Source organism: Nocardia sp. IFM 10818, from assembly GCF_054655275.1.
The window spans coordinates 6424580-6447543 of sequence record NZ_BAAHJH010000001.1 but is presented as its reverse complement, the minus strand read 5'-3'; the positions used below and the strand labels follow the sequence as shown (position 1 = coordinate 6447543).

The following is a 22964-nucleotide window of genomic DNA, read 5'->3' as shown; positions in this document are numbered from 1 at the left end:
CCCGATGGTGTCCACCGGGCAGAGCGCCGCGCCACGACTCTCGCGGGCGCACCGCTGGATGCTGGCGGTATCCGGCTTGTCGGTGGCGCTGGTGGTCGCGGCCATGGCCGCACTGTATTCCGCACTACCCGGCATCGCCGCCGAAACCGGTGTCACCCAGCAGCAATTGACCTGGGTCGTCGACGGCTACACCCTCGCGCTGGCCTGTCTGGTCCTGCCGGCGGGCGCGCTGGGCGATCGATGGGGACGGCGGGTGGTGCTCATAGCCGGGATGGCGGTGTTCACCCTCGGCTCGGCCGCGCCACTGCTGTTCGACGGCCCGATCGGCCTGATCGCCGCGCGAGCGGTCGCTGGTGTGGGCGCCGCGTTCGTCATGCCGTCGACCCTGTCGCTGCTCACCGCCGGCTTTCCCGAAGAACGCCGGGGCCAGGCGGTGGGCGTGTGGGCGGGTGTGGCGGGATCCGGTGGCGCGCTGGGGATCATCGGCTCCGGGCTGCTGTTGCAGTGGCTGCCTTGGCAATCGATCTTCATCGGTATGACCGTCGTCGGCGCGCTGCTGCTGGCGGCGAGCTGCACCGTCTCCGAGTCGGTTGCGGCCGAACGACCTCCGCTGGATCTGTGGGGTTCCTCGACGGTGGCCATGGCCGTCGGCCTGGTGGTCGTCGCCGCGATCGAGGCGCCCGCGCGGGGCTGGCTGGATCCGCTGGTGCTCGGCACGCTCTGCGGCGGTGTCGCCGCGGCCGCGGTCTTCGTTTTGATCGAAGTGCGCAAGACCCACCCGCTGCTGGATGTCCGCCTGTTCCGCGACCGCGGATTCGGCAGCGGCACAGTGTCATTGACCATGCAGTTCCTGGTGTCCTTCGGATTGTTCATGCTGCTGGTCCAGTTCCTGCAACTGATCCTCGGCTATTCACCGCTGCTCGCCTCGCTGGCCATGGGCCCGATGATCGTTCCCCTGGTGGCGGTTTCACTGTTCACCCATCGCCTGGTCGATCGTTTCGGCCTGCGCGCGGTGACCTTCACCGGCCTGACCCTGGTCGGCGGCGGCCTGCTGGCCATTGCCCGATTGGATCTCTCCAGCGGCTATCTCGACGTACTCGGTTCTCTGTTGATCATGAGCACGGGGATGGGCCTGTGCAGCGCCCCCGCCACGGCCGCGATTGTCGCCGGGACCCCCGTGGCCAAACACGGTGTCGCCGCCGCCGTGAACGACGCCGCCCGCGAAATCGGCGCGGCCCTGGGCATAGCCATTGCCGGCAGCGTGCTGGCCGCCGGGTACTCCCATCACATCGCGCCCGCCCTGCCCCGGCTGCCCGAGGCCGCGCGCGGCCCGGTGGGCGATTCGCTCGCCGCCGCCCTTCAGGTGGCCGACCGCGCCGGACCACCGGCTCAGCCGCTGATCGACTTCGCCAAAACCGCTTTCCTGCAGGGCTTTCAGCAAGCGGGCACAGTCCTGGGCATGCTGATGCTGGCAGCTGCGGTGGCGATCGCGGTGTGGGCCCCGGGCCGCCCGCGCCGCCGAGCTACGGCGCGTCGCCCCCGTTGATGTACCGGGCGGCGAATCTGCGCAGGATCCGCATGGGCTCGGTGATCGTCTCGCGATGCCCGAGTTCGGTGAGATAGTCCGCCTCGCCGGGATCGAAATAGCCCGCGTGGCGGTAGATCTCGATGCGCAGCGCGAGCCCCGCGCCGTCGAGCTCCGGATGGAACTGGGTGGCGTACACATTGGCGCCGACCCGGACCATCTGAACCGGGCAACCCGCCGATCCGGCCAGCAGGACGGCCCCGGGCGGCACCTGCTGACAGGATTCCTTGTGCCCCACGAAGGCCCGGAAAGCCGGTTCGATCCCGTGCACCAGCGGATCCGCCCGCCCCTGCTCGGTCAGCTCGATGGTCGTCGCCCCCGCGGTCTCGCTGTACCGCCCGGTGCCCACCTGCCCGCCCAGCACATCCGCGAGTATCCCCAGGCCGTAGCAGGCGCCCAGATAGGGGAAGTCGCGTTCCACCACCTCGGTGACCAGCTTCTTCAGCTTGGGCTCGAACTCCCGCTGATAGTCGTACTTCTTCGCCTCGGGACTGCTCACATTGCTGGGCCCGCCGCCCACGATGACCGCCGAATAGTCGTCGAGGTCGAGATCCGGATACCCCTGATCCATCTGCACCCGCGCCACCTCGCTCACCGCGAGCCCGCCCGCGCGCAGGATGGCCTGGTACTCGTCGTCCGCCGCGGCGGCCTCGGGTCGCAGCTGCAGCAGCAGGCAGGGCTTGGGCATGTTCAGATTGTGGAAGATCGGCGGTCCCGGCAGTCGGGTATTCGCTCATTGGGCGCGTCGGTGGCGCACACCGGCCATCAATGCACGCGGATCCGCACCTCGGGATTCTCGCTCAGCACGGTGTGCACGGGCTGGAAGTTGCTGACGTTCTCCGGGGTGCAGTAGTTGTGGCTGCCCGTGCTCACAATGCCCAGCGCCCTGGTCCCGGTAATGCCGGCGCCGCCGCTGTCGCCGCTGATGGTGCAGATACTGGCGGCGAACATGCCTTCCAGCCGCACCCGGTCCAGCGGCCGTCCGGGCAGGCCGCCCGCGTACAGGGTGCGATCGATCTCGAGAATGGTTCCGCAGGTGAATCCGGTGGTCCGTCCCGCCTTGCAGACCGGCGCCCCGACGACCGGCATGGCGACGCCGTCGACGGGCAGCGGTTGGGGCGCGACCGTGGTGAACACCGCGACCGCCGCCGTGACCGGGGTTTCGGTCGGCAGTTCGCGCAGCTCCGTGGACACCAGGTTGTTCTGGAATCCGGCCCGGTACCGCTCATTGATCCCGATGATCGAGTAATCGCGCGGACCCATGACCGCCTTGACGAAATGGCCCATCGCCTCGCCGCGTTCGTCGCCGAGGGTCTCGAAGATCTGCCGCCGCTCGCCCGTCCGCGCTTCCGGCCGCGCGATATTGTTCGGATCGCAGTGTCCCGCACTGATAGTGAGGGTGTCGCCGGCGGCCGTCGTGGCGTGGAAGCCGAGCGAGCACAAGGCATTCCGGTCGCCGAACTCGACGCCGTACTCGTGCCCGCCGTGGAACTCCCGCCCGGGGGCGTGTCCGGCGATGTCCGCGGCCCGCGCGGGCCCCGACACGGCCGGTCCGATGGGCGCCGCGAGGCCCGCCGAGACCAGCGCCGGTCCGAGCGTCTCGGGCAGCATCGGCCGGCCGGTGGTATAGATCGCGACGGTATTGCGCTCCACATCGATGGCCGAGGCGACCAGGCTGCCCGCGATCTCGGGCTGCTGCGCGGCATACCAGCGCTCCACGTCGAGCCGGCGTGCGCGCAGCGTCTGCGCGCTGTGCATGACCTGTGTCGTGCCGAACCCGGCCGCGAGCGCCGCCCGGCGCGCCGCGCCCTCCTCGGCGCCCGCGGTGAGGGCGACGATCGGCCGCCCCTGGTCGTCGAGTCGCGCGCCCGCCCACACCGCCGCGAAGTCCCGCTGTGCTCTCGTCTCGAACTCGGCGAGCCGATGGGCGATGGCGGCCCGCCGCAAGTACTCACCGGAGTCGATGCGCAGATCGCGCTCGATCGCGGCGATGAGGGCGGCCGGCAGCGTGCCGCGCGGTGGTTGCGCCCCGGCGACCGGCATAGCCGTGCCGGCGGCCACGAGCAGTGCGCACGCGCCGATGATCATGCGGCGAACAGTGGTGGGACAGCCCATCGATCTGCCTCTCGCCCGATCCGATCTTGACGACCGCCTTCACTGTATGCCCGAAATATCGCTTTACCCGGGATTGCTCGTCCCTCTGCGCGCTGCGTCCGGGGATCGGCGCCGCCGCTGTCACGGCAGGTCGATGCCGCCGCCGTGATACCGCGTGGCGGCATTCCAGAGGAAGAAGCTGTCGATGCCCGCATCGCGGGTGGCATCGATCTGGGCCCGGACCTCGGCATCGCCGTAGCTCACGCCGAGGCTGAAATCCTGCAGCCACGGAACGACTTTCGCGCCGGTGCCCGCGGTGCGAGCGTGGAAGTCCTGCAGCGAGCGGAAGATGATGTCGTAGGGCTGGCCGTTGGGATGCGCCACGCCGTACTCGCCGGAGTTCCAGTGCGACGGGTAGAGCATGGGCGCGACGAAGTCCACATTGCGGGCCATGAGCGGAATGTCCTGGGCGATCTCGTCCGGCCGGGTGGCGGCGATGCCGTAGACCGCGGCGCTCAGGTGCGCACCGGCCCGGTGCACCGGATCACGGCTCTGCGCCAGGAAATTCGCGATGGCGACGGCGGGAGATTCGGTGAGGCCGGCGAAGACCATGCTCGACAGGCTGCCGTCCGGGCGGCGGATGTAGTCGTACATGACGCCGTCGAAACCGAGCCGCGCGGCCTCCACCGCCAGGTCGATGTTGTACTGGCGGACTTCGGGATTCGCGAAGTTGGAGAAGGCGATGGGCCCGTAATGGCTGGAATACGGCTGACCCGACGGGTTCTGCAGCACCCAGTCGGGCCGCCCATTGTGCCAGGCCCACGCGGCAATGGTCGGATCGCGGAATGCGACGATGCGGCCGACCACCTGCAAACCCATGTCGTGCAGCTGCCGCAGTGCCGCGGGCGCGTCATAGATGCCTGCGGCGGCGCCGGATTCGCGGGCGAGCGGCACCTGCGAGTCGTAGCCGACGACGCCGTCCTCGTCCTTGATATCGAGCTGCACGGTGTCGATCCGGCCCTCGCGCGCCAGGTCGAGCACGGCTTCCCGCAGCCCCTCGTGCGACCAGGCGTGCGCGGTCACGTGCACGGCGCGCAGGCGCGGCAGCGTGACGGTCGGGGCAATGGTGCGGCTGCTCTGATTGCCCGCCGCATCCGCCGCGACCACCTCCAGGGTGGGCGCCCACGGCGCGGCGATCTCGAAGGCTCCGTCGGGACCGGGCGTCACCGTCACCGTGCCGATCGACACCCGGGCGGCGTCGGTTGCGGTGCCGCGCAACACAACCGGGCCGCGATACGAGGTCACGGCCTCGGGCGCGCTCACCTGCAGTCCCGGTGGGGTGGTATCGGCGGGTGGGGGACTGGACGGTCTGCCCAGTGCGAAACCGGCGACCAGTGAAACCACCAGGACGGTGAGGACAGCACCGAACGCGATGATCGCCAATCGCTGCCGATTGGCCGACCGGAGCCGCATAAGCAACGCGTACACCAACTTCCACCAGGTATGTGTCAGGGCCACTATCCCGCAGTTCCGCTGCGGACTCCCGGTTTTTCGAAGATCAACTGAAAACCGTTGTTGCCGCGTAACGTTCCCTTGATGGTGCGGGGTTCGGTCACCGTCGTGCGGTTGGTCTCGGTAGTGCTGTTGCTCGGCGGGCTCACCGCGTGCGGGGCAGGCAACGAAACGGTTCCGGCGCGGCCGACGGCGGCACCCGGAACGGCAACGGAATCGGCACAGCCGCCGCCCGATCCGGCCGAGATCGCCGCCAATGAACTGGGTCTCGTGCCGGTGCTCATGTACCACCAGCTCTCGCCGCGCCCGGCGGGCGAGTACGACCAGACCCCCGAGGAGTTCCGCGACGAGCTGGAGCGGCTCTACCGCGAGGGTTACCGCCCGGTGACCGCCGGCCAGTACATCTCCGGCCGGATCGACCTGCCCGCCGGCGCCCATCCGGTCGTCCTCACCTTCGACGACTCCACCCGCAGCCAGCTCGCCTTCACCGACACCGGAGCCGTCGACCCGAACTGCGCCGCGGGCATCCTCGCCGAATTCGCCGCCCGCTACCCAGATTTCAACCCCACGGCCACCTTCTACATCAACAACGAACCCTTCGGCGGCGACCCGCGCGCCCTGCCCTGGCTGGTCGCGCAGGGACACGAAATCGGCGCGCACACCGCCAACCACGCCAACCTCGCGGGCTTGGACGCCGACGGCGTGCAGCGAGAACTGGTCGAGAACATCCGCGCCATCACCGCCGCCGCCCCGGGAATCACGGTGCGCACCATGGCATTACCGCTCGGCATTCAGCCCCGCGATCGTGCCCTGGCCACCGCCGGGAGCTGGGACGGCGCCTCCTACGCCTTCGACGCGGTCATGCTGGTCGGCTCGAATCCGGCTCCCGCACCGTACGGTCCGGTGGATCCGGCCGGTGTGCCCCGCATCCGGTCCGGCCACGACACCGTGCCGTTCGATTCGGCCTATTGGCTGGACCGGCTGGCCGCGAATCCCGCCGACCGCTACACCTCCGACGGCGACCCGCTGCGAATCTCCTTCCCCCAGCACCTGACCGGCGACCTCGCTCCCCGCTGGGCGGCGCAGGCCCGGGCCTACTGACCGCCGCATCCGGTCACGCCGCGAGCGGGTCCCGGGTGAGCAGATGCTCGCCCGCATCGTATTCGTAGAGCTCGGCATAGCGGCCCCAGTCGACGGCAATGCGGAGCTGGCGGCGGGCCGCGTCCTCGGTGAAGCCGCGGCGCAGCAGGTCGAGGAAGAAGCCGTCGTGCAGACGATGGTTGGGCGCGCTGGACAGGGCGTGGTCGATGGCCGCGACCAAGGGCGCGTTGGTGCGGGCCAGGCGGGCGAAAATTCCTTTGGCGGTGTCGATGTCGGCCTCGGCGAAATTGCGTCCGTCGAGGGTGAGCTCGAGATCGGCGTCGGTGGTCACGGCCAGGCCGAGCAGGGTGGCGGCATCCACCAGCGGCATCAGATCGTCGAGCTCGAAGCGCAGATCGCCGGCCAGCTTGGGCAGATCGGCGCGGCCGCCGTCGGCGGCCACCAGGTCCAGCATGCCGCCCATGCCGTCCACGCTGGCATCGGGCAGCGGGCGGGTGGCCGGGGTGGGCGCGATCGAACGGTCGCCGTCGAAGGCGGTATCGGTGAGCATGCGGTAGGCCTGATCGACGATATTGAGGAAGTGCCGGCCGCGGGTGTCGCGCGGATGCTCCAGGGGGACGCGGATCTCGCCCTTGATACGGCCGGGATTGGTGTCCAGCACCAGGATTCGATCCGCCAGCTGCACCGCCTCCTCGATATTGTGGGTGACCATCAGCACGGTCCTGGTGGGGAAGTCGCTCTGCGCCCAGAGCCGGATGAGCTCACCGCGCAGGTTCTCCGCCGTCAGCACGTCCAGCGCCGAGAACGGCTCGTCCATGAGCAGCACCTCCGGCTGCACCACCAGGGCGCGGGCGAAGCCCACACGCTGGCGCATACCGCCGGAAAGCTCCTTGGGATAAGCGTTCTCGAAACCGTCCAGGCCGATCATGTCGATGGCGGCCATGGTGCGCTGGGTGCGCTCGGGTTCGGGCACGCCCAGGGCGCGCAGCCCGAGCTCGACATTCTGCTGCACGGTCAGCCACGGCAGCAGCGCGAAGGTCTGGAACACCATGGCGGTGCCGTCGTTCGGTGCGCTGATCTCGCTGTCGCGGTAGCGCGCCACGCCCGCCGAGGGCCGCACCAGGCCCGCGATGATCCGCAGCAGGGTGGACTTGCCGGAGCCGGATTTGCCCAGCAGCGCGACGATTTCGCCGTCGCGCAGCTCGAGGGAGACATTGGAGAGCACCGGCAGCTGCGCGCCGGAGGGGTTGGTGAAGTTCTTGGTGACGCGGTCGACGGTGATGACGGGAGTGGTCATGTCGGTCCTCCTATCGGAGTGCGGGAAGGGAACGGGGGCCTAGAGCAGGGCGAAGCGCTTCTCCGCCGTGAGCTGCAGCCGCCGCCAGATCAGGCGGTTGATGGTCGCGGTCACGATGCTCATGACCACGGTGCCGAGCAGCACCTTCGCGAAGTCGTTGTCGGCGGTGGCATTGGTGATGTACGCGCCCAGCCCGAAGGCCTCGAGATGGGTGCTCCCGGAGTCGACGACCTCGCCGACCAGGGTCGCGTTCCACGCGCCGCCGAAGGCGGTGATGGCGCCGACCACATAGCCGGGCGCGATGGCAGGCAGGATCAGCGACTTCCAGCGCTGCACACCGCGCACGCCCAGATCGTCCATGGCCTCGCGCAGATCGGTGGGGATCTGCCCGGCCGCCGCGATCACATTGAACAGCACGTACCACTGCGCGCCCAGCGCCATGAGCACGGTGCCGCCGATATTCAGCGAGATCCCGGTGTAGGTCAGCGCGGCGATGACGAAGATGTACAGGAACTGCGCCGGGAAGCTGGCCAGCACCTGCACCACCGGCTGCGCGAACCGGCAGATACGCGGGTTCATGCCGATCCACACGCCGACCGGAACCCAGACGAGGGTAGAAACAACCAGCAGCACGATCACCCGGCTGAGACTGGCCAGGCCCATGAGCGCCGTCGGCCCGAATTCCGCCAGCCCGACCGTCCTTTCGAAGTAGGTGGCCAGCGTCCAGATGCCCCAGCCGATCGCGGCGAACAGCACCCCGAAGAAGAGCACGTCACCGGCGAGGCTCGAATCGGCCCGGTCATAAGCGGATTTGGTGCTGCGCCCGAAAACCCGCATGGCACGGTCGATCCCGTCGGCCGCCGGTCGCAGCCGCCGTCCGATCCGCGCGGGCACGGTGGTGCGCCGCAGCAGATCGAGCACCAGACTCCTGGGCGCGGAGGCGCTTTCGGTGTGCTCCACCCGGAACCGCTCCGACCAGGCCGTGAGCGGCCGCCAGAACAGCACGTTGACCAGCACGATGGTGGCGACCATGACCGCCGCGCCCAGCAGCAGATCGCCCACCGCCGCCTCGGCCGTCGCCGCGGCGATGAAGCTGCCCATACCGGGCAGCGCCTCGTCATTGCCGGCCACGCTGATCACCTCGGAGGAGGCCAGCATGAACCAGGCGCCGCCGAAGCTCATCATGCCGTTCCAGATCATCGGGACCATGGCCGTCGGCACCTCGAGCCGCGCCAGCCGCTGCCATCGGGTCAGCCGCATCATGCGGGTCACCTCGTCGAGCTCGCGCGGCATATTACGCAGCGCCTGGTAGTAGGCGAAGGTCATGTTCCACGCCATGGCGGTGAAGATCGCGAACACGCACGCCGCCTCCGCCCCCAGGAAGGAGCCCGGGAACATGGCGACGAAGGCGGTCACCGTGATCGACACCAGCGCCAGCACCGGCACCGACTGCAGCACGTCGAGCATGGGAATCAGCACCTTCTCCGCCCGCCGCGACCGCGCCGCCCACTGGCCGACGATCAGGGTGAACACGATCGAGGCGATCAGGCCCAGGAACATGCGCAGCGTGGTGCGCGCCGCGTAGTAGGGCAATTCGCGCGGATCGGTGGAGACGGTGTCGGAGCCGGCGCCCGGAGTCCAGGGCACCGACATATCGCGGAACAGGCGCAGCACCAGGATGGTCAGCGCGACGCCGGCCGCGATCAGCAGATAGTCCGCCGGGCGCAGCCGCCCGCGCGCCCGGATGCGGTCCGGGGCGGTCCCGGGGTGGTTCGGAATTGCCAGTTCGGCAGTCATGGTGAGTTCTCCCCTCGGTGGGAGGCGTTGCCGCCCTTGGTCAGTCGTTCGCCGCGACGGCGGGCGGCGCGGTCATGACGTTGTAGAAGTGCACGGCCGAGGCGATCAGCGCGGGCACGCCGATCAGCAGGTTGAACACGACCACGCCCATACCGGCCCCGGTCGCCGCGCCGGTGAGACAGCCGACGACGGCGCCGGGCAGCGCCAGGGTGAAGGCGCTCGGGAAGCCGGCGGCGGTGAGGCCGAGCAGGCCGAGCACCACACAGCCGAGGGGTGCGCCGACGATCGCCCCGAGCAGGGTGCCCACCGCCAGCGCCACGGTGAGCTCGTTGTTCACATTGCCCATGGCGGTGTTGAACCGGTCCTCCGGACTGTCCGCGGCAATGGCCTGCGCCGCGGCCATCTCGTGCCGCTCCGCGTCGGTGACGGCCCGGCCCCGGTCCAGGCGCGGAGTCAAGGTGGCGGTGGTGCCGTCGATATGGGCGTCGATGGGATACGCGGTGTCCCCTCGCGCGATGGTCAATGGGATGACGCCGACCACGACGTCGTCCGGGCCGACGATCTGCAATTGGTCGCCGGTGCTGCGCAGGCTGCCGATATCGGTGCGCAGCACGACCTTTCGGTCGACGATGCGGGCCTCGCCGCTGACTCGGCCGTTCTCGACGGCGGTGGCGGGCTGCGGCGACCGCGGAGGTTGGGCCAGGCTGGCGGCCTGGGTGCCGAGTACGGCCGCGATGGTCACCGCGGTGGTCACGATAATGGTGCGAATTCTCATGGGGTTCGTCCCTCTGCATACTGCTGCCCATGGCTGTTTTCCGGGCAGGGCTGTGTTCGGGCAGACTCGATTACCGTCGGCGCACGGTCGTGCGGACGGCAGCGGTGATCGGCGAAATCCGGTATTCAGCGTGAATTTCGCAGGCGCGAATTCCGGCAGCGCGCGGCGCTGTCGAAATGTCGGTGAATTATGGTGTGGTGTTTATCGGCCCGCGCCGGAGGGGTGGGGCCGGTCCGGCGATTCCGGACTATCAGCGGGCGTCATACGGCTGCCCCGACCTCCTCACTACGGATACGCGATACGTCGGCGCACAAGGGGGAGAAGGCCCGGTGGAACCGTATTCGGGCGGACACCCCTCTCGTCAGAGCTTCGGCACTGCACGACGTGTTCCGCAATGGGAAAGCCACTTTGGATAACCCCTTAATCCGGAGCTATCTGTCCTAACCTTGGGCGTCTCTCGACGTCGTCAGATCAGTGGCCTGTGTTCGTACAGGAGCCTCGCCTATCGAGGTGCACAACTCAACGTAGAGACGGCTCGGGAGAAAGTCAATTCGTATTCGGCGACGTGACGACTTTCACCGCGGATCCGGCAGCCACGGCAGCGTATTCGCGCTCAGCAGCGCGGCGATATCGGCGGCGCCGGTTTCGATGTCGTGCCGATAGCACCCCGCGGCCGCCGGCGGCTGGGTGGTGGCGTGCGGGCAGACCACCTTGTCGGCGTAGGCGGTGAGCGCGTGTAAATCCTGGTAACTGCCCGCCGGGACGGCCACCACAATGCGAATCGCCCCCTGTACCCGCGCCATTCGGCACGCGTCGCGCAGCGCGGTGGTGTCGGTGAGGCAGTCGTCGACCAGGACGACGGTGCGATCGGCCAGCGCCACCCGCGGCTGATTGCCGCGGTAGGCGGAGGCCTCGCGGCGCAGGCGCAGCGCCTGCGCCGCTTCGGCATACGTGCGTTCCGGCGCGCCGAGGCCGCCGCCCGCCAGCACCGCCGTATCGACGATGCGGGCGGAGTCCTCGCCGAGAATTCCGTAGACCAGATCGGGCCGGCGGGCCACGGCGAGGGCGCGGATCAGCATGACATCGAGCACTACGTGCAGTTCGGCGGCAATGGCGGAGGCGACCCGCACCCCACCGCCGGGGAGTGCGAGCAGCACCACGTCAGGGCCGCGAAAGGCCGTGAGCAGCCCGGCCAACTGCCGGCCCGCCTCGGTGCGATCGGTGAACGGCGGCACCCGCATCCCCGCCCCCCGGTCGTCAACTCGGGCCCGGGCGTGCGGTGCGACGGTCGCTCCGACGGGTAACCGTAGACATCGCACGCCCTCTCCGGTGAGCTGCCACGGGACGAGCCGAAGAGCGCGCTCAGCTGGGCAGGACCCCAGTGTAGCGCCGTCCGACCTGGTGTTTCGGCGCTTCGCGCAGGTCCGAAATCCATTGTGCGCGTGGTGTTCGCCCGGGCGTGTCCGGTTACGCCCGCATGAATGTGGCCGCGATATTCCAGAACCTCCTCCGGTCGACCGAGTGGAAATCCCACGTCTCGGCGATATTGCGGGTCGCGGTGACGATCCCGCTCACGTCGAAGTCTTCGCGCGTGGCGGTGCCCTTCTCTTCCAGGGCGGCGATGACGTAAGCGGTCGCGGTTTCCACGGTGTGGGACACCAAGGCTCCAATCGGTCGTCCGGATAGGGATATGGATCAGTGCTTCTCGGTCAGAACATCCTCATAGCGGTACTCGGTTGGAATAAGGTTGCCGTCCGCGTGCGCCTGGGCCTCACGCTGGCGCAGATCGACGCGGCGGATCTTCCCGGAGATGGTTTTCGGCAGCTCCGCGAATTCGACGCGTCGCACCCGCAGATAGGGGGCCAGGTGATCGCGCGCGTATTCGAGGATGCTGCGGGCAGTTTCGGCGGTGGGCTCCCAGCCGGCGGCCAGGGCGACATACGCCTTGGGCACGGCCAAGCGGGTGTCGTCCGGCTGCGGGACCACGGCGGCTTCCACCACGGCCGGATGTTCGATGAGGACGGATTCCAATTCGAACGGTGACACCTTGTAATCCGAGGATTTGAAGACGTCGTCGGTGCGGCCGATATAGGTGATGTAGCCGTCGTCGTCGCGGGAAGCCACGTCGCCGGTGTGGTAGTAGCCATCGGCCAGGACGGCGGCATTGCGTTCCGGGTCGCCGAGATAGCCGGTCATCAGGTTCACTGGTGTGGCGGAAAGGTCGAGACAGATCTCCCCTTCGTCGCTGATCTTACCCGTAATGGGGTCCACGAGCACTACCGGAACGCCGGGCGCCGGTCGGCCCATCGAACCGGGCTTGATCGGTTGCCCCGGTGTATTCCCAACTTGCAGTGTGGTTTCCGTCTGACCGAACCCATCACGGATGGTGAGACCCCAGGCTTTCTCCACCTGCGTGATGACATCGGGATTGAGTGGCTCACCGGCGCCCAGGATTTCGCGCAGCCCGGCGGGCCGCTCCCCGAGATCGGCCTGAATCAGCATGCGCCACACGGTCGGCGGGGCGCAGAAGGTGTTCACCTGGGCGCGGCGCAGCTGTTCCAGCAGGGCGGCGGCATCGAATCGGGCGTAGTTGTAGACGAAGATGGTGGCCTCGGCCAGCCAGGGTGCGAAGAAGCACGACCAGGCGTGCTTGGCCCAGCCCGGCGCGCTGATGGCCAGGTGCACATCGCCTGGGCGAACCCCGATCCAGTACATGGTCGACAGGTGCCCGACCGGATAGCTGATCTGGGAATGCTGCACCATCTTGGGCTTGCTCGTGGTGCCGGAGGTGAAATACACCAGCAGCGGGTCCTCGACGGTGGTGATCGCCGAGTACGGCCCCGCCGACATGGTCATGGCGGCCTCGGCGTAGGAATGCCAGCCGGATACCCGCTCGCCCACCACGATTCGGGTGTAGTCGCCCGGCACACGGTCGAATTTGGCGGTGTCGGCGGTATTGGCGATCACGAAACCCGCACCGCCGCGCACGATCCGGTCGGTGAGATCGTCGGGGCCGAGCGCCGCGGTGGTCGGCATGATGACCGCGCCGAGTTTGGCCACCGCCAGCATGGCCTCCCACAACTCGACCTGATTGCCGAGCATGAGCATCACCCGGTCGCCTTTGGCCACGCCCAGCCCGGCCAGCCAGGTGGCGACCTGATCGGAGCGCTGCGCCATGGAGTCGAAGCTGATGCGCACTTCGCTGCCGTCCTCCTCGACGATCCACAGCGCCGGGCGGTCGTTGCCGCGCGCGATGGCGTCGAACCAGTCGGTGGCCCAGTTGAATACGCCGGTCAACCGCGGCCATTCGAACGTGCGTAGCGCCGCGTCGTAGTCGGCGCCGACGGCTAGTAGGCCGTCGCGAGCCGCCCGGTAGGCGGCGGTGTTGTCGGGTGCGGTCACGCGTCCTCCTCGGATAGGCCGAGCAGGCGCGCGCTGACCTCGCGCATCTCGACCTTGCGGATCTTGCCGGTCACCGTCATCGGGAACTCGTCGACGACGTGGACGTAGCGGGGAATCTTGAAGTGCGCCAGCTTGCCGAGGCAGAACTCGCGCAGGGTCTCGGCGGTCAGTGCGTCCGCGCCCTCGCGCATGCGGATCCAGGCCATGAGCTCCTCGCCGTACTTGGCGTCGGGCACGCCGATGACCTGGGCGTCCAGGATATCGGGGTGGGTGTAGAGGAATTCCTCGATCTCGCGCGGGTAGATGTTCTCGCCGCCGCGGATGACCATGTCCTTGATGCGGCCGGTAATCGCGACATACCCGTCCCCATCCATGGTGGCCAGGTCGCCGGTGTGCATCCAGCGGGCGGAATCGATTGCCTCCGCGGTCTTCTCGGGATCGTTCCAATAGCCGAGCATGACCGAGTAGCCGCGTGTGCACAGTTCGCCGGGTTCGCCGCGCGGCACGGTCAGGCCGGTCACCGGGTCGACGATCTTGATCTCGATGTGCGGCCCGGCCCGGCCCACGGTGGCGGTGCGCTGCACCAGGGTGTCGTCGGCGCGGGTCTGCGTGGACACCGGCGCGGTTTCGGTCATGCCGTAGCAGATGCTCACCTCGCGCATGCCCATGCGCTCGATGACCTGCTTCATCACCTCCACCGGGCACGGCGATCCGGCCATGATCCCGGTGCGCAGTGCGGACAGATCGAAGGTATCGAACTCCGGGTCGGCCAGTTCGGCGATGAACATGGTCGGCACCCCGTACAGCGAGGTGCAACGTTCCGCGGCAACGGCTTCCAGGGTCGCCCGCGGGTCGAAGGACGGCGCCGGGATCACCATGGCGGCGCCGTGACTGGTGGCGGCCAGATTGCCCATCACCATGCCGAAGCAGTGATAGAACGGCACCGGAATGCAGATGCGATCCTGCTCGGTATATCCGCACAGCTCGCCCACGAAGTAGCCGTTGTTGAGAATGTTGTGGTGCGACAGCGTCGCGCCCTTGGGGAAACCCGTGGTGCCCGAGGTGTACTGGATATTGATCGGATCGTCGGGCGACAGGCTCGCCTGGGCCTGGGCCAGCGCTGCCGGATCGGCCACCCGGCCGGTTTCGAACAGCTGCCGCCACTCGGTGCTGTCGAGCAGCACCACCTGCTCGAGTTCCGGGCATTCCGGGCGCACCGCCCCGATCATGGCCGCGTAGTCGGAGCCCTTGAACTCCGGCGCGGCGATGAGCGCGCGAATTCCGGCCTGCTGCAGTACGTACCGCAGTTCGTGCGCGCGATAGGCCGGATTGATGTTCACCAGGATGGCGCCGATCTTCGCGGTCGCGTACTGCGTCAGAGTCCATTGCGGACAGTTCGGCGCCCATACCCCCACCCGATCACCTTTACCCAGCCCGGCCGCCAGCAAACCTCGGGCCAGCGCGTCCACCTCCGCCACGAACTCGCGATAGGTCCAGCGCACCCCGGAGGTGTAGTCGATCAAGGCCTCGCGGTCCGGGTGCGCGGCCGCGGTGCGATCCAGATTGGCGCCGATGGTGTCCCCGAGCAGCGGTGCGCCCCAGACCCCGTAGGTATAGCTCGCCGACCCGAGCCGGCCCGTGCTTGTGCTCACTTCGATAGGATCCACGTCACACTCGCCCGTAGCCACCCCCGGAAAGGGGTACTCGATGATCCCGCCCTCCGACGGCCTGTTGCGACCGCGCGATGCCGACGCGCTGCGGGCGGAGCTACGGCACATCGCCGCCATCGCCCGCGTGCCCGTGGTCTTCGGCGGGCAGGTTCACCAGGGCACATTGGTGCTCAGCGAGTTCGTCGGCACCCGCACCAACGGGATGCGCGGCCTGGCGGTCGCGCCGCGTTCCGGGCTCGGCGGCATGGTGGTGGCCGACCGCAGGCCCACCTCCGTGGCCGACTATCGCTCGGCGTCGACGATTACACATCACTATGACGGACCCGTGCTGGGGGAGGGCCTGCGCGCGGTGGTGGCCGTGCCGGTGGTGGTCGGCGGCGAGGCGCGGGCGGTGCTCTATGCCGCCAATCGCGAGTGCGGACCCATCGGGGATCGCATCGCCGAGGAGATGGTGCAGGCCGGTCGGCGGCTGAGCATCGAGCTGGCTATCCGTGACGAGGTGGACCGGCGGCTGCGCCTGCACCAGGCCCGCGATACCGCCGTGGCCGCGGATGCGATTGTGGCCGAACAGCTCCGGGATCTGCACGCCGAACTGCGCGGCATCACCCAGGGCATCTCCGATGCCACCGCCCGCGCCAAACTGCGTGAGGTGTCGGACAAATTGGCGCGCGTGGTGTCCGGGGTGATCGACGCCGACGAGCCGGTGAAACTGGCCCCGCGCGAGCTCGACGTGCTCGCCCAGATCGCCCTCGGCTGCACCAATGTGGAGGCGGCGCTGCGGCTTTCGCTGCGGGCGGAGACGGTGAAGAGCTATCTGCGCAGCGCCATGACCAAACTGGGTGCGCACACCCGCCACGAGGCCGTGGTCCGTGCGCGCCGGTTGGGGTTGCTGCCCTGACCTGGCCGAGATGTGCGCTGACCGGTTCGAGATGAAGGATTCGCGCCGACCTGATAGGAACATCGGGGCCCGGTGTCGTGCCGGGTCCGGTTGTCCGAAGCGGGAAAGGCGGTCCTGGACCGATGCGTACTCTCCGTGTCACGGCGGTGGCGCTGGCGGCGATTCTGGGTGCGGGCGGCACGGCGCAGGCCGAGGAGAGCGTGGCGGGCGAGGCGCCGAAGGTCCGGCATCTGGATCAGATCACCTTCGCCGACGATCTCACCTTCGGCGGGCATCGGGTGGGCGGGCTGTCGGGCATCGACTATTGGGCCGGCGGGGACGCCTATCTCGCCATCAGCGACAACCGCGGTGAGGAAGGCCCGGCGCGGGCGTACACGCTGAATATTCCGGTGCGTGAGGACGGGAAGCTCGGGGTGCCCGAATTCCGTGGTCTCATCGAGCTTCTCGACCGGGACGGCGCACCGTACGCGGCGCGGACGCTGGATCCGGAGTCGATCCGGTGGACGCCGGATCACCAGGGGTTCGTCTACACCAGCGAAGGCGAGGCCGAGAGCGGGCAGCCCGGGTTCATTCGCGAGGCGACGCTGGACGGCTCCTTCGTCCGGGAAGTTCCGGTCCCGGATGCTTTCACCCCTGCCGCCGACGCTGCCCGACAACAGGTTTCGGGTATCCGCGACAACCTCGGGTTCGAGAGCATGGACCTGGCCGGTGACGGCTCGACCGTGGTCGCGGTGAGCGAGAACGCCCTCGTCCAGGACGGTCCGGCGGCGTCCATGGAGGCCGAGAGCCGCGCGCGCCTGGTCCAGCTCCAGCGGGGCAGCGGGCAGGAGCTCGCCGAGTACCTCTACCCGGTGAGCCGGGTCGGCCTCGGTGAGATTCCCTCCACCACGGGCGTTTCCGAGATTCTCGCCCTCGGCGGCGACCGCTATCTCACCCTCGAGCGCAGCGTGGTCCCGGTGCTGGGATTCACCGCGCGGCTCTTCGAATCCTCGACCGCCGGAGCCACCGCGGTCACCGGGCAGGACTCGGCTCCGGCCGATGCCGTCCCCATGACCAAGCGCCTGCTCTTCGACTTCCGCGCCGCGGGCATAGACCCGCAGTGTGTGGAGGGCATGACCTGGGGGCCGACCCTGGCGGACGGTTCGCGCTCACTGATCGTCGTGGCGGACAACAACTTCGGCCGCGCCGGTCGCACCACCTTCCACCTGCTGGCGGTCGGCGGCCTCTGATCCGCGGCGCGCCGCCGGTCAGCTCGTGCAGAAGGCCGCCGTGGTCGTGGCGTAGAGCGGGCGTACTCCAACGCTGTCATTTCGACGGCGAAGCCCTCGGGCTCGCCGCACGCCTATGGTTCCAGGGCCCAACCTCTGTGCCTCACAGGGTGGTTCAAGGGCGCAGCCCTGAGCCCACACATCCCGCGGGGGTTTCAGGGGCGCGGCCCCTGAAACCCACCTTCGCTACCTTGGTGGAGGGTTAGTCGGCGTGCAGGTAGCGGATGGATTCCCCGCCCTTGGTGTGGTGCAGCCGCCCGAAGCGGCTGTCGAGTAGATGCGCCATGCTCTCCGCGGCCCCGAGATAGGCCTCCTCGGCGGTGGGAGCCTTGTGGTTGGTCGCGACCGGGGGCTGGCCCTTGATGCGCGCTTCGAGGGTGCACTTCTTGTCCTCGGAACCGCTCTTGTGCCCGTTCACATCGGTGATGTGGGCTTCGACGCGGGTGAGCTGGTCGGTGAAGCGGTCGAGGATGGATCCGATGGCGTCCTGGGCCTGCTCGATGAGTGCCGCGCCGCCGCCGATGTGCTTGTCGGCGAAGACCTGGATTTGCATGGCACATCTCCAATCTCTCGGAATAGCCGAGATTTTGCTGACACCACCGACACTACCTCCGATCCGGAACGCCCGCTGGTCGGAAATGTCACCGTCGAGGTGGGAACCGTCAACCCGACCGGACGCGTTGATTAGGGGTCGCGGTGAGTTCGCGACCGGTATCGGCGAGCTGATGTCCGTTCGCGCAGCACAGAGTGGCGCGCACCGGAGCCCCGCACTCGGAATGCGTGACGGCCAGTGGCGGACCCGCCGGTCCGGCCAGGTGCTTGTCGCCCCACTGCATGAGCGCGGTCAGCACGGGCTGTAGCTCACGGCCCGCCTCGGTGAGCCGGTACTCCTGCCGGGTCCGCGCCCCGGGCTCGCGGTAGTCGCGCCGCTCCAGCACTCCCGCCTCGACCAGGCTCTTCAAACGCTTGACCAGCACCGCCCGCGGCGCGCCCGTCGCCTCCTGTATCGCGTCGAACCGGCGCACGCCCAGGAACACTTCGCGCAGGGCGAGCAGCGCCCATTGCTCCCCGACCACCGCGAGCGTGGCCGCCACCGAACAGTTCCGTGCCATGCGGACCATTCTATCTGGATTCACAATATGAACTCAGTGGGTTATGGTGATCGCCATGACGACCTTCGAAGCGCCCGCCGCCTGGGGCGAGCCCCGCAGCAAGACCGTGACCTGGTACGACCCCAAGGCCGGGCTGGAGGCGCTGGCCGGCGGGCTCACCGGCCTGGAGTACCTCACCGGCATGATGGAAGGCGCGATTCCGGGCGCGCCCATCGCCGGCCTGTTCGGCATGCGACCCGTCAGCGTCGACCGCGGCGATATCGTCTTCGCCTGCACCCCCGACGAATCCATGTACAACCCCATCGGCACCGTGCACGGCGGAACCGCCTGCACCCTGCTGGATTCCGTCACCGGCTGCGCCGTGCAGACCACCCTGCCCGCGGGCGTCGGCTACACCTCGATCGAGATCAAAATCAACTACCTGCGCCCCATCCACGCGAGCACGGGTGAACTGTTCGCCCACGGCTGGGTCACCAAGCCCGGCAAGCGAGTCGCCTTCGCCGAAGGCGATATTCGCGATGCCGACGGGGTGCTGCTGGCCACCGCCACCAGCACCTGCCTGATCATCGGCGGCTGAACGCAGCCCACGCCGGGATGGCGGAGCGGGGCGCGATTCGGTGCGCGGTCAGCGCGCCGCCAGATCGAGGACGTTGAGTGCGAGCTCCTCCGCCGCGTGCGGGTGGCCCATGGCCAGCGCGGCTTCCGAAACCGCTTGGCGTGCGGCCGGATCGGTGAGCAGCTCGAACAGGGCGGTGCGCAGGTTGGCGACGGTGGCGTCCCCGTCGACCAGGGCGCGGGCGCCGCCCTCGTCGGCGAGGATGCGGGCATTGCGGGCCTGTTCGCCGCCGACCGAATGCGGGTAGGGGATGAGGACCGAGGGCTTGCCGAGTGTGGTGAGTTCGGCGAGAGTGCCCGCGCCGGAACGGGATACGACGATATCGGTGAGCGCCAGCACGTCGGGCAGCTCGCTGCCGAGGAAGTCGCGGACGAGGTAGCGGGCGCGCAGCTCCGCGGGGAGTCCGGCCGCGGCCTGGCTGACCTTGTCGTAGTTGTTGCGGCCGCACTGGTGAATCACATTGGCCACGGTCAGCAGTTCCGGCAGGAGTTCGCCGACGAGCTCGTTGATCTGGACCGCGCCCTGGGCCCCGCCGGTGACGTAGACCAAGGGGAGGTCGGGCGAGTAGCCGGGCCAATCCAGCGCCGGGACAGCCGCTTTCGGGTCGCCGGTGGTGAGTGCGGGCCGGATCGGGTTGCCCGTCACGGTGGCGCGGGCGCGCAGCTTGGCGGGCAGCATGTCCAGGGAGGCGGCGGCGCTGAGGGCGATCCGGGTCGCCATGCGCGCCAGCAGCTGATTGGCCTTGCCGAGCCCGGTGGTCTGTTCGTGGATGACCAGCGGACGGCGGCGCAGCGCCGCGGCCATGCCGATGGGTGCGCAGACGTACCCGCCGGTGCACAGCACGGCATCGGGGCGGAACCGGCGGACCAGGCCCTGCGCCTCGACCACGCTCATCGGAACGCGCAGCGCGTCTTTGGCATTGGCGGCATTGAGCATCTTGAGCGGATTGCGGTCGCGGCGCAGCTTGCCGGCCTTGATGCCGCTGAAGGCGACCTCGTTCTCCGCGGCCACCCGCTGCTCCAGGCTGTCGGGCGTGCCGACCCACAGCACGTCGGCCGTCGCACCGGCCTCGTCGACCAGATCGCGCAGCGCCCGCACGGCCGCCACGGCCGGGTAGGTGTGCCCGCCGGTGCCGCCGCCCGCGACGATGACGCGGACCTGGCCGCGTGCGGCGACGCGCTTCAGGATCGCGGCGCGATCGAGGTCGGGACCGGTCATGGGTGGGCCTCCTGCGGTAGGTGCGAATGTCGAGCCCCAGGCTAGCGTGCGGCGGTCCGGAGAGGTGGCGCCGAAGGTACCGGTCGGTCGTAGGCGATTGCGAGGTGTTGGCTATCGGCCAATGGGCCTTTACCATTGGTGTGACGCTGATCACGTTGTTGTACGCCACGCGAATTGCACGTCTCCAGCGAGAGGGCATCCATGCAGCCGCTCGAAGCCGGACTGGCGGACCTGTGGCGCGCGACCGCGGAGACGGCGGATGGCGATTCGCTGCGACGACTTCGCACGGCGTTCACCGGAATGATCGAAGCGTGGGAATGGGTGCCGGAGAACGTCTCGGCGCTGGCGACGCCGGGCGTGGCGGAGATCCGGGATATCGCCGACTCCAGTGTGATTCGGCAGCTGGAGAATATGGTCGCCGATCTGGCCGATGAGCGGCTGCGCCAGTTCGATCACCTGGTGCGCACGGGACTATCCGCCACGACCGGCAGCCACCCCGAATCCCCACTGCGGGAATGGTATTCGAAGCCGAAGCTCGGCATACCGCACGGACCTCTCGGCGGCGCGCTCGCCACCGCGGCGGGCATTCGATCGCGGCGGGGAGTCGCATCGACTGGCCATCGAGCGTCCGAAGTCACCGGAGTCCGCGAGTCACTGGAGGTTGGCCATGAGTTCGTCGGCAGCGGCCGAGCCCGCATTCGGCATGCCGTGGGAAGGGGTGAATCACCATGGGAGCGTGCGACTATCGGCGCCGCGGGGCGAGCAGATCCTGGCCCGGGCGCAGCAGCTGACCCGGCCGCTGCTCCGCGCGGCGGTCGAGACCTTGCCCGATGAGCTGGCGCTCATGGCCGGTTACCACCTGGGCTGGTGGGACGCCAATGGCATAGCCGTGCCCGCCGAATCCGGGAAGGGGCTGCGGCCCGCGCTGGTGCTGGCCGCAGCCCGGGCCGCGGGCTGCCCGCCGGAGGCCGTGCTGCATGCCGCCGTGGCGGTCGAGCTGGTGCACAATTTCACGCTCATCCACGACGATGTCATGGACGGCGACACCATGCGGCGCGGCCGCCCGACGGTGTGGCGGGTGTGGGGCGTCGACGATGCCATCCTGGCGGGGGACGCCCTGCACGGCCTGGCCGTCTGGACCCTCTCGGCCGCGCCGGTCGCGGCGCTGTCCGGTATCGCGCGGCTGGAGGACGCCGTCATCGAGCTGTGCCTGGGTCAGCATCACGACTGCGATTGCGAGACCAGCGCGGAGGTCGGCCTCCAGGACTGCCTGCGCACCCTGCGCCACAAAGGAAGTGCGCTGCTCGGGTGCGCCTGCGCGCTCGGCGCGCTCGCGGCGGCGGCTCCGGCGGACATGGTCGAGGCGATGGAACGCTTCGGCCGCGAACTCGGCGTCGCCTTCCAGCTGGTGGACGATCTCATGGGCATCTGGGGCGATCCGGCCCGCACCGGCAAACCGGTGGGCAGCGATCTGCTGCGGCACAAGCGGAGTCTGCCGGTGGTGGCGGCGCTGGAATCGCCGACGGTCGCCGGGCGCGAATTCGCCGAGCTGTATTGCTCCGGCGCGCCTCTCGATGCGGCGGCCGTCGAGCACGCCGCCGACCTCATCGCCCGGGCGGGCGGAAGGGATTGGGCGCGCGCCGAATCCGTGCGGCACGTGCGCGCCGCCAAGGCGTGCATCGCGGGCTATCGCGGCGCGCACGACCTGATGGAGCTGGCCGACTGCGTCCTGCACCGCGATCACTGACGCGCACGACATGCGCGCGACCGCCGCTCAGGGAATATGCGCGACCGCGCCGAGCATGGAGACCGCGGCGGCTCGGGGATGGGCCCGCCATTCCTCGGGCCGCCACTCCGTCACCGCCGTAATGCCCGGCGGCACGAATTCGAACCCGGCGAAGAATTTGGCGAACTCGGCGCCGGAGCGCAGCCGGAACGGTACGCCGCTGCGCTGATTGGCCTCGTCGGTCTTCTCCAGGTCCTCTTCCTCGAGATAGTCGTTGGTGGCGTGCGACATGACCAGATAGCTTCCCGACGGCAGCGCGTCGCACAGTGTGCGCACGATCTCGTACGGCTGCTGATCATCGGTAATGAAATGCATGACCGCGACCAGCATGAGCGCGACCGGCTCGGTGAGGTCGAGGGTGGCCAGCAGATCCGGGTGGGTGAGGATGCGCTGCGGATCGTGCAGATCGGCGTCGAGGTAGGTGGTCGCGCCCTGCGGTGCGCTGTCCAGGAGCTCACGCGCGTGCAGCAGCACGATCGGGTCGTTGTCCACATAGACGATCCGCGATTCCGGCGCGATCTCCTGGGCGATCTCGTGCACATTGCCGGCCGTGGGCAGCCCGGTGCCGATATCCAGGAATTGCCGGATGCCCGCCTCCCGGGCCAGATAGCCCGTCACCCGCCGCAGGAAATTGCGATTCTCCACCGCGGCCAGGCGCACGGTGGGAAATGCCTCCGCCACCGCGTCGGCTGATTCCCGATCGGCCGGAAAGTAGTCCTTGCCACCCAGCCAATAGTCGTAGCGCCGCGCCGGATGCGGTTTGGTGGTGTCTATCCGCGCTGCTGCTGAATCCGAGTCCACAACGCCCCCAATCCATCTCGACTACTGTTTCA

At 68.9% G+C, this 22964-nt stretch carries 21 protein-coding genes and 1 riboswitch; of the genes, 7 read left to right on the top strand and 14 right to left on the bottom strand.

The features are described from left to right. Nucleotides 1-4 precede the first annotated feature (4 nt). A complete protein-coding gene (locus ACYQ5L_RS30005) occupies nt 5-1546 on the top strand; it encodes an MFS transporter (protein ID WP_459961589.1) in 1542 nt (513 codons plus the stop codon). Here ACYQ5L_RS30005 and ACYQ5L_RS30000 read toward each other — a convergent pair. From ACYQ5L_RS30000 to ACYQ5L_RS29990, 3 genes are all read right to left on the bottom strand, one after another. Further along, nucleotides 1524-2273, bottom strand: a complete 750-nt coding sequence (locus ACYQ5L_RS30000) for a glutamine amidotransferase (protein ID WP_459961588.1) — start codon at nt 2271-2273, stop codon at nt 1524-1526. The two genes, ACYQ5L_RS30005 and ACYQ5L_RS30000, sit on opposite strands and share 23 nt — an antisense overlap. A 77-nt stretch (nt 2274-2350) precedes the next feature. Further along, the gene (locus ACYQ5L_RS29995; RefSeq protein WP_459961587.1) at nt 2351-3673 is read right to left on the bottom strand and encodes a S1 family peptidase; all 1323 of its coding nucleotides are present in this window, start codon (nt 3671-3673) and stop codon (nt 2351-2353) included. Between the two features lie 147 nt (nt 3674-3820). After that, a complete protein-coding gene (locus ACYQ5L_RS29990; RefSeq protein WP_459961586.1) occupies nt 3821-5152 on the bottom strand; it encodes a putative glycoside hydrolase in 1332 nt (443 codons plus the stop codon). A 123-nt stretch (nt 5153-5275) separates the two neighbouring features. Between ACYQ5L_RS29990 and ACYQ5L_RS29985 the strand changes: the two genes are divergently transcribed. Then, nucleotides 5276-6292, top strand: a complete 1017-nt coding sequence (locus tag ACYQ5L_RS29985) for a polysaccharide deacetylase family protein (RefSeq protein WP_459961585.1) — start codon at nt 5276-5278, stop codon at nt 6290-6292. A 13-nt stretch (nt 6293-6305) separates the two neighbouring features. Here ACYQ5L_RS29985 and ACYQ5L_RS29980 read toward each other — a convergent pair whose 3' ends face one another. The 7 genes from ACYQ5L_RS29980 to ACYQ5L_RS29950 form a co-directional block, all read right to left on the bottom strand. Next, complete coding sequence (locus tag ACYQ5L_RS29980; protein ID WP_459961584.1) at nt 6306-7589, bottom strand: ABC transporter ATP-binding protein; 1284 nt, start codon at nt 7587-7589, stop codon at nt 6306-6308. 39 nt (nt 7590-7628) lie between these two features. Beyond that, nucleotides 7629-9386 (bottom strand): ABC transporter permease, encoded by a 1758-nt coding sequence (locus ACYQ5L_RS29975; protein ID WP_459961583.1) that lies wholly within the window; start codon nt 9384-9386, stop codon nt 7629-7631. 40 nt (nt 9387-9426) lie between these two features. Beyond that, nucleotides 9427-10161, bottom strand: a complete 735-nt coding sequence (locus ACYQ5L_RS29970; RefSeq protein ID WP_459961582.1) for a DUF8020 domain-containing protein — start codon at nt 10159-10161, stop codon at nt 9427-9429. A gap of 346 nt (nt 10162-10507) precedes the next feature. Then, nucleotides 10508-10678: riboswitch (M-box (ykoK) riboswitch) on the bottom strand. A gap of 58 nt (nt 10679-10736) precedes the next feature. Beyond that, nucleotides 10737-11402 carry a hypothetical protein gene (locus ACYQ5L_RS29965; RefSeq protein WP_459961581.1) on the bottom strand — a complete coding sequence of 222 codons (666 nt, stop codon included), beginning with the start codon at nt 11400-11402 and terminating at the stop codon, nt 10737-10739. Nucleotides 11403-11628: 226 nt separating this feature from the next. Beyond that, a complete protein-coding gene (locus ACYQ5L_RS29960) occupies nt 11629-11820 on the bottom strand; it encodes a hypothetical protein (RefSeq protein ID WP_459961580.1) in 192 nt (63 codons plus the stop codon). 36 nt (nt 11821-11856) lie between these two features. Beyond that, nucleotides 11857-13563 (bottom strand): AMP-binding protein, encoded by a 1707-nt coding sequence (locus ACYQ5L_RS29955; RefSeq protein ID WP_459961579.1) that lies wholly within the window; start codon nt 13561-13563, stop codon nt 11857-11859. Continuing rightward, a complete protein-coding gene (locus ACYQ5L_RS29950; protein ID WP_459961578.1) occupies nt 13560-15215 on the bottom strand; it encodes an AMP-binding protein in 1656 nt (551 codons plus the stop codon). The genes ACYQ5L_RS29955 and ACYQ5L_RS29950 overlap by 4 nt, the downstream gene beginning before the upstream one ends. A gap of 55 nt (nt 15216-15270) precedes the next feature. Between ACYQ5L_RS29950 and ACYQ5L_RS29945 the strand changes: the two genes are divergently transcribed. Together ACYQ5L_RS29945 and ACYQ5L_RS29940 are read left to right on the top strand one after the other, a co-directional pair. Continuing rightward, nucleotides 15271-16131, top strand: a complete 861-nt coding sequence (locus ACYQ5L_RS29945; protein ID WP_459961577.1) for a helix-turn-helix transcriptional regulator — start codon at nt 15271-15273, stop codon at nt 16129-16131. Nucleotides 16132-16253: 122 nt separating this feature from the next. Beyond that, a complete protein-coding gene (locus ACYQ5L_RS29940) occupies nt 16254-17360 on the top strand; it encodes an esterase-like activity of phytase family protein (RefSeq protein ID WP_459961576.1) in 1107 nt (368 codons plus the stop codon). 241 nt (nt 17361-17601) lie between these two features. Here ACYQ5L_RS29940 and ACYQ5L_RS29935 read toward each other — a convergent pair whose 3' ends face one another. Beyond that, nucleotides 17602-17952: a ribosomal subunit interface protein gene (locus tag ACYQ5L_RS29935; RefSeq protein ID WP_459961575.1), complete on the bottom strand. Its 351-nt coding sequence runs from the start codon at nt 17950-17952 to the stop codon at nt 17602-17604. 109 nt (nt 17953-18061) lie between these two features. Continuing rightward, nucleotides 18062-18511, bottom strand: a complete 450-nt coding sequence (locus tag ACYQ5L_RS29930) for a winged helix-turn-helix transcriptional regulator (RefSeq protein ID WP_459961574.1) — start codon at nt 18509-18511, stop codon at nt 18062-18064. A 55-nt stretch (nt 18512-18566) separates the two neighbouring features. On the opposite strand from ACYQ5L_RS29930, the gene ACYQ5L_RS29925 reads away from it, so the two are divergent. Further along, nucleotides 18567-19088: a PaaI family thioesterase gene (locus ACYQ5L_RS29925; protein ID WP_459961573.1), complete on the top strand. Its 522-nt coding sequence runs from the start codon at nt 18567-18569 to the stop codon at nt 19086-19088. A gap of 48 nt (nt 19089-19136) precedes the next feature. Here the strand turns inward: ACYQ5L_RS29925 and ACYQ5L_RS29920 are convergent, their stop codons facing one another. Beyond that, entirely contained in the window at nt 19137-20345 is a 1209-nt protein-coding gene (locus ACYQ5L_RS29920; RefSeq protein WP_459961572.1) for a UDP-N-acetylglucosamine--N-acetylmuramyl-(pentapeptide) pyrophosphoryl-undecaprenol N-acetylglucosamine transferase, read from the bottom strand. Between the two features lie 174 nt (nt 20346-20519). On the opposite strand from ACYQ5L_RS29920, the gene ACYQ5L_RS29915 reads away from it, so the two are divergent. Then, nucleotides 20520-21179: a terpene synthase family protein gene (locus ACYQ5L_RS29915; protein WP_459961571.1), complete on the top strand. Its 660-nt coding sequence runs from the start codon at nt 20520-20522 to the stop codon at nt 21177-21179. Further along, nucleotides 21064-22092, top strand: a complete 1029-nt coding sequence (locus ACYQ5L_RS29910; RefSeq protein WP_459963582.1) for a polyprenyl synthetase family protein — start codon at nt 21064-21066, stop codon at nt 22090-22092. Before ACYQ5L_RS29915 ends, ACYQ5L_RS29910 begins: the two co-directional genes overlap by 116 nt. Before the next feature lie 27 nt (nt 22093-22119). On the opposite strand, the gene ACYQ5L_RS29905 is transcribed toward ACYQ5L_RS29910, so the two are convergent. Continuing rightward, nucleotides 22120-22932, bottom strand: a complete 813-nt coding sequence (locus ACYQ5L_RS29905) for an SAM-dependent methyltransferase (RefSeq protein WP_459961570.1) — start codon at nt 22930-22932, stop codon at nt 22120-22122. Between the last annotated feature and the right edge of the window lie 32 nt (nt 22933-22964).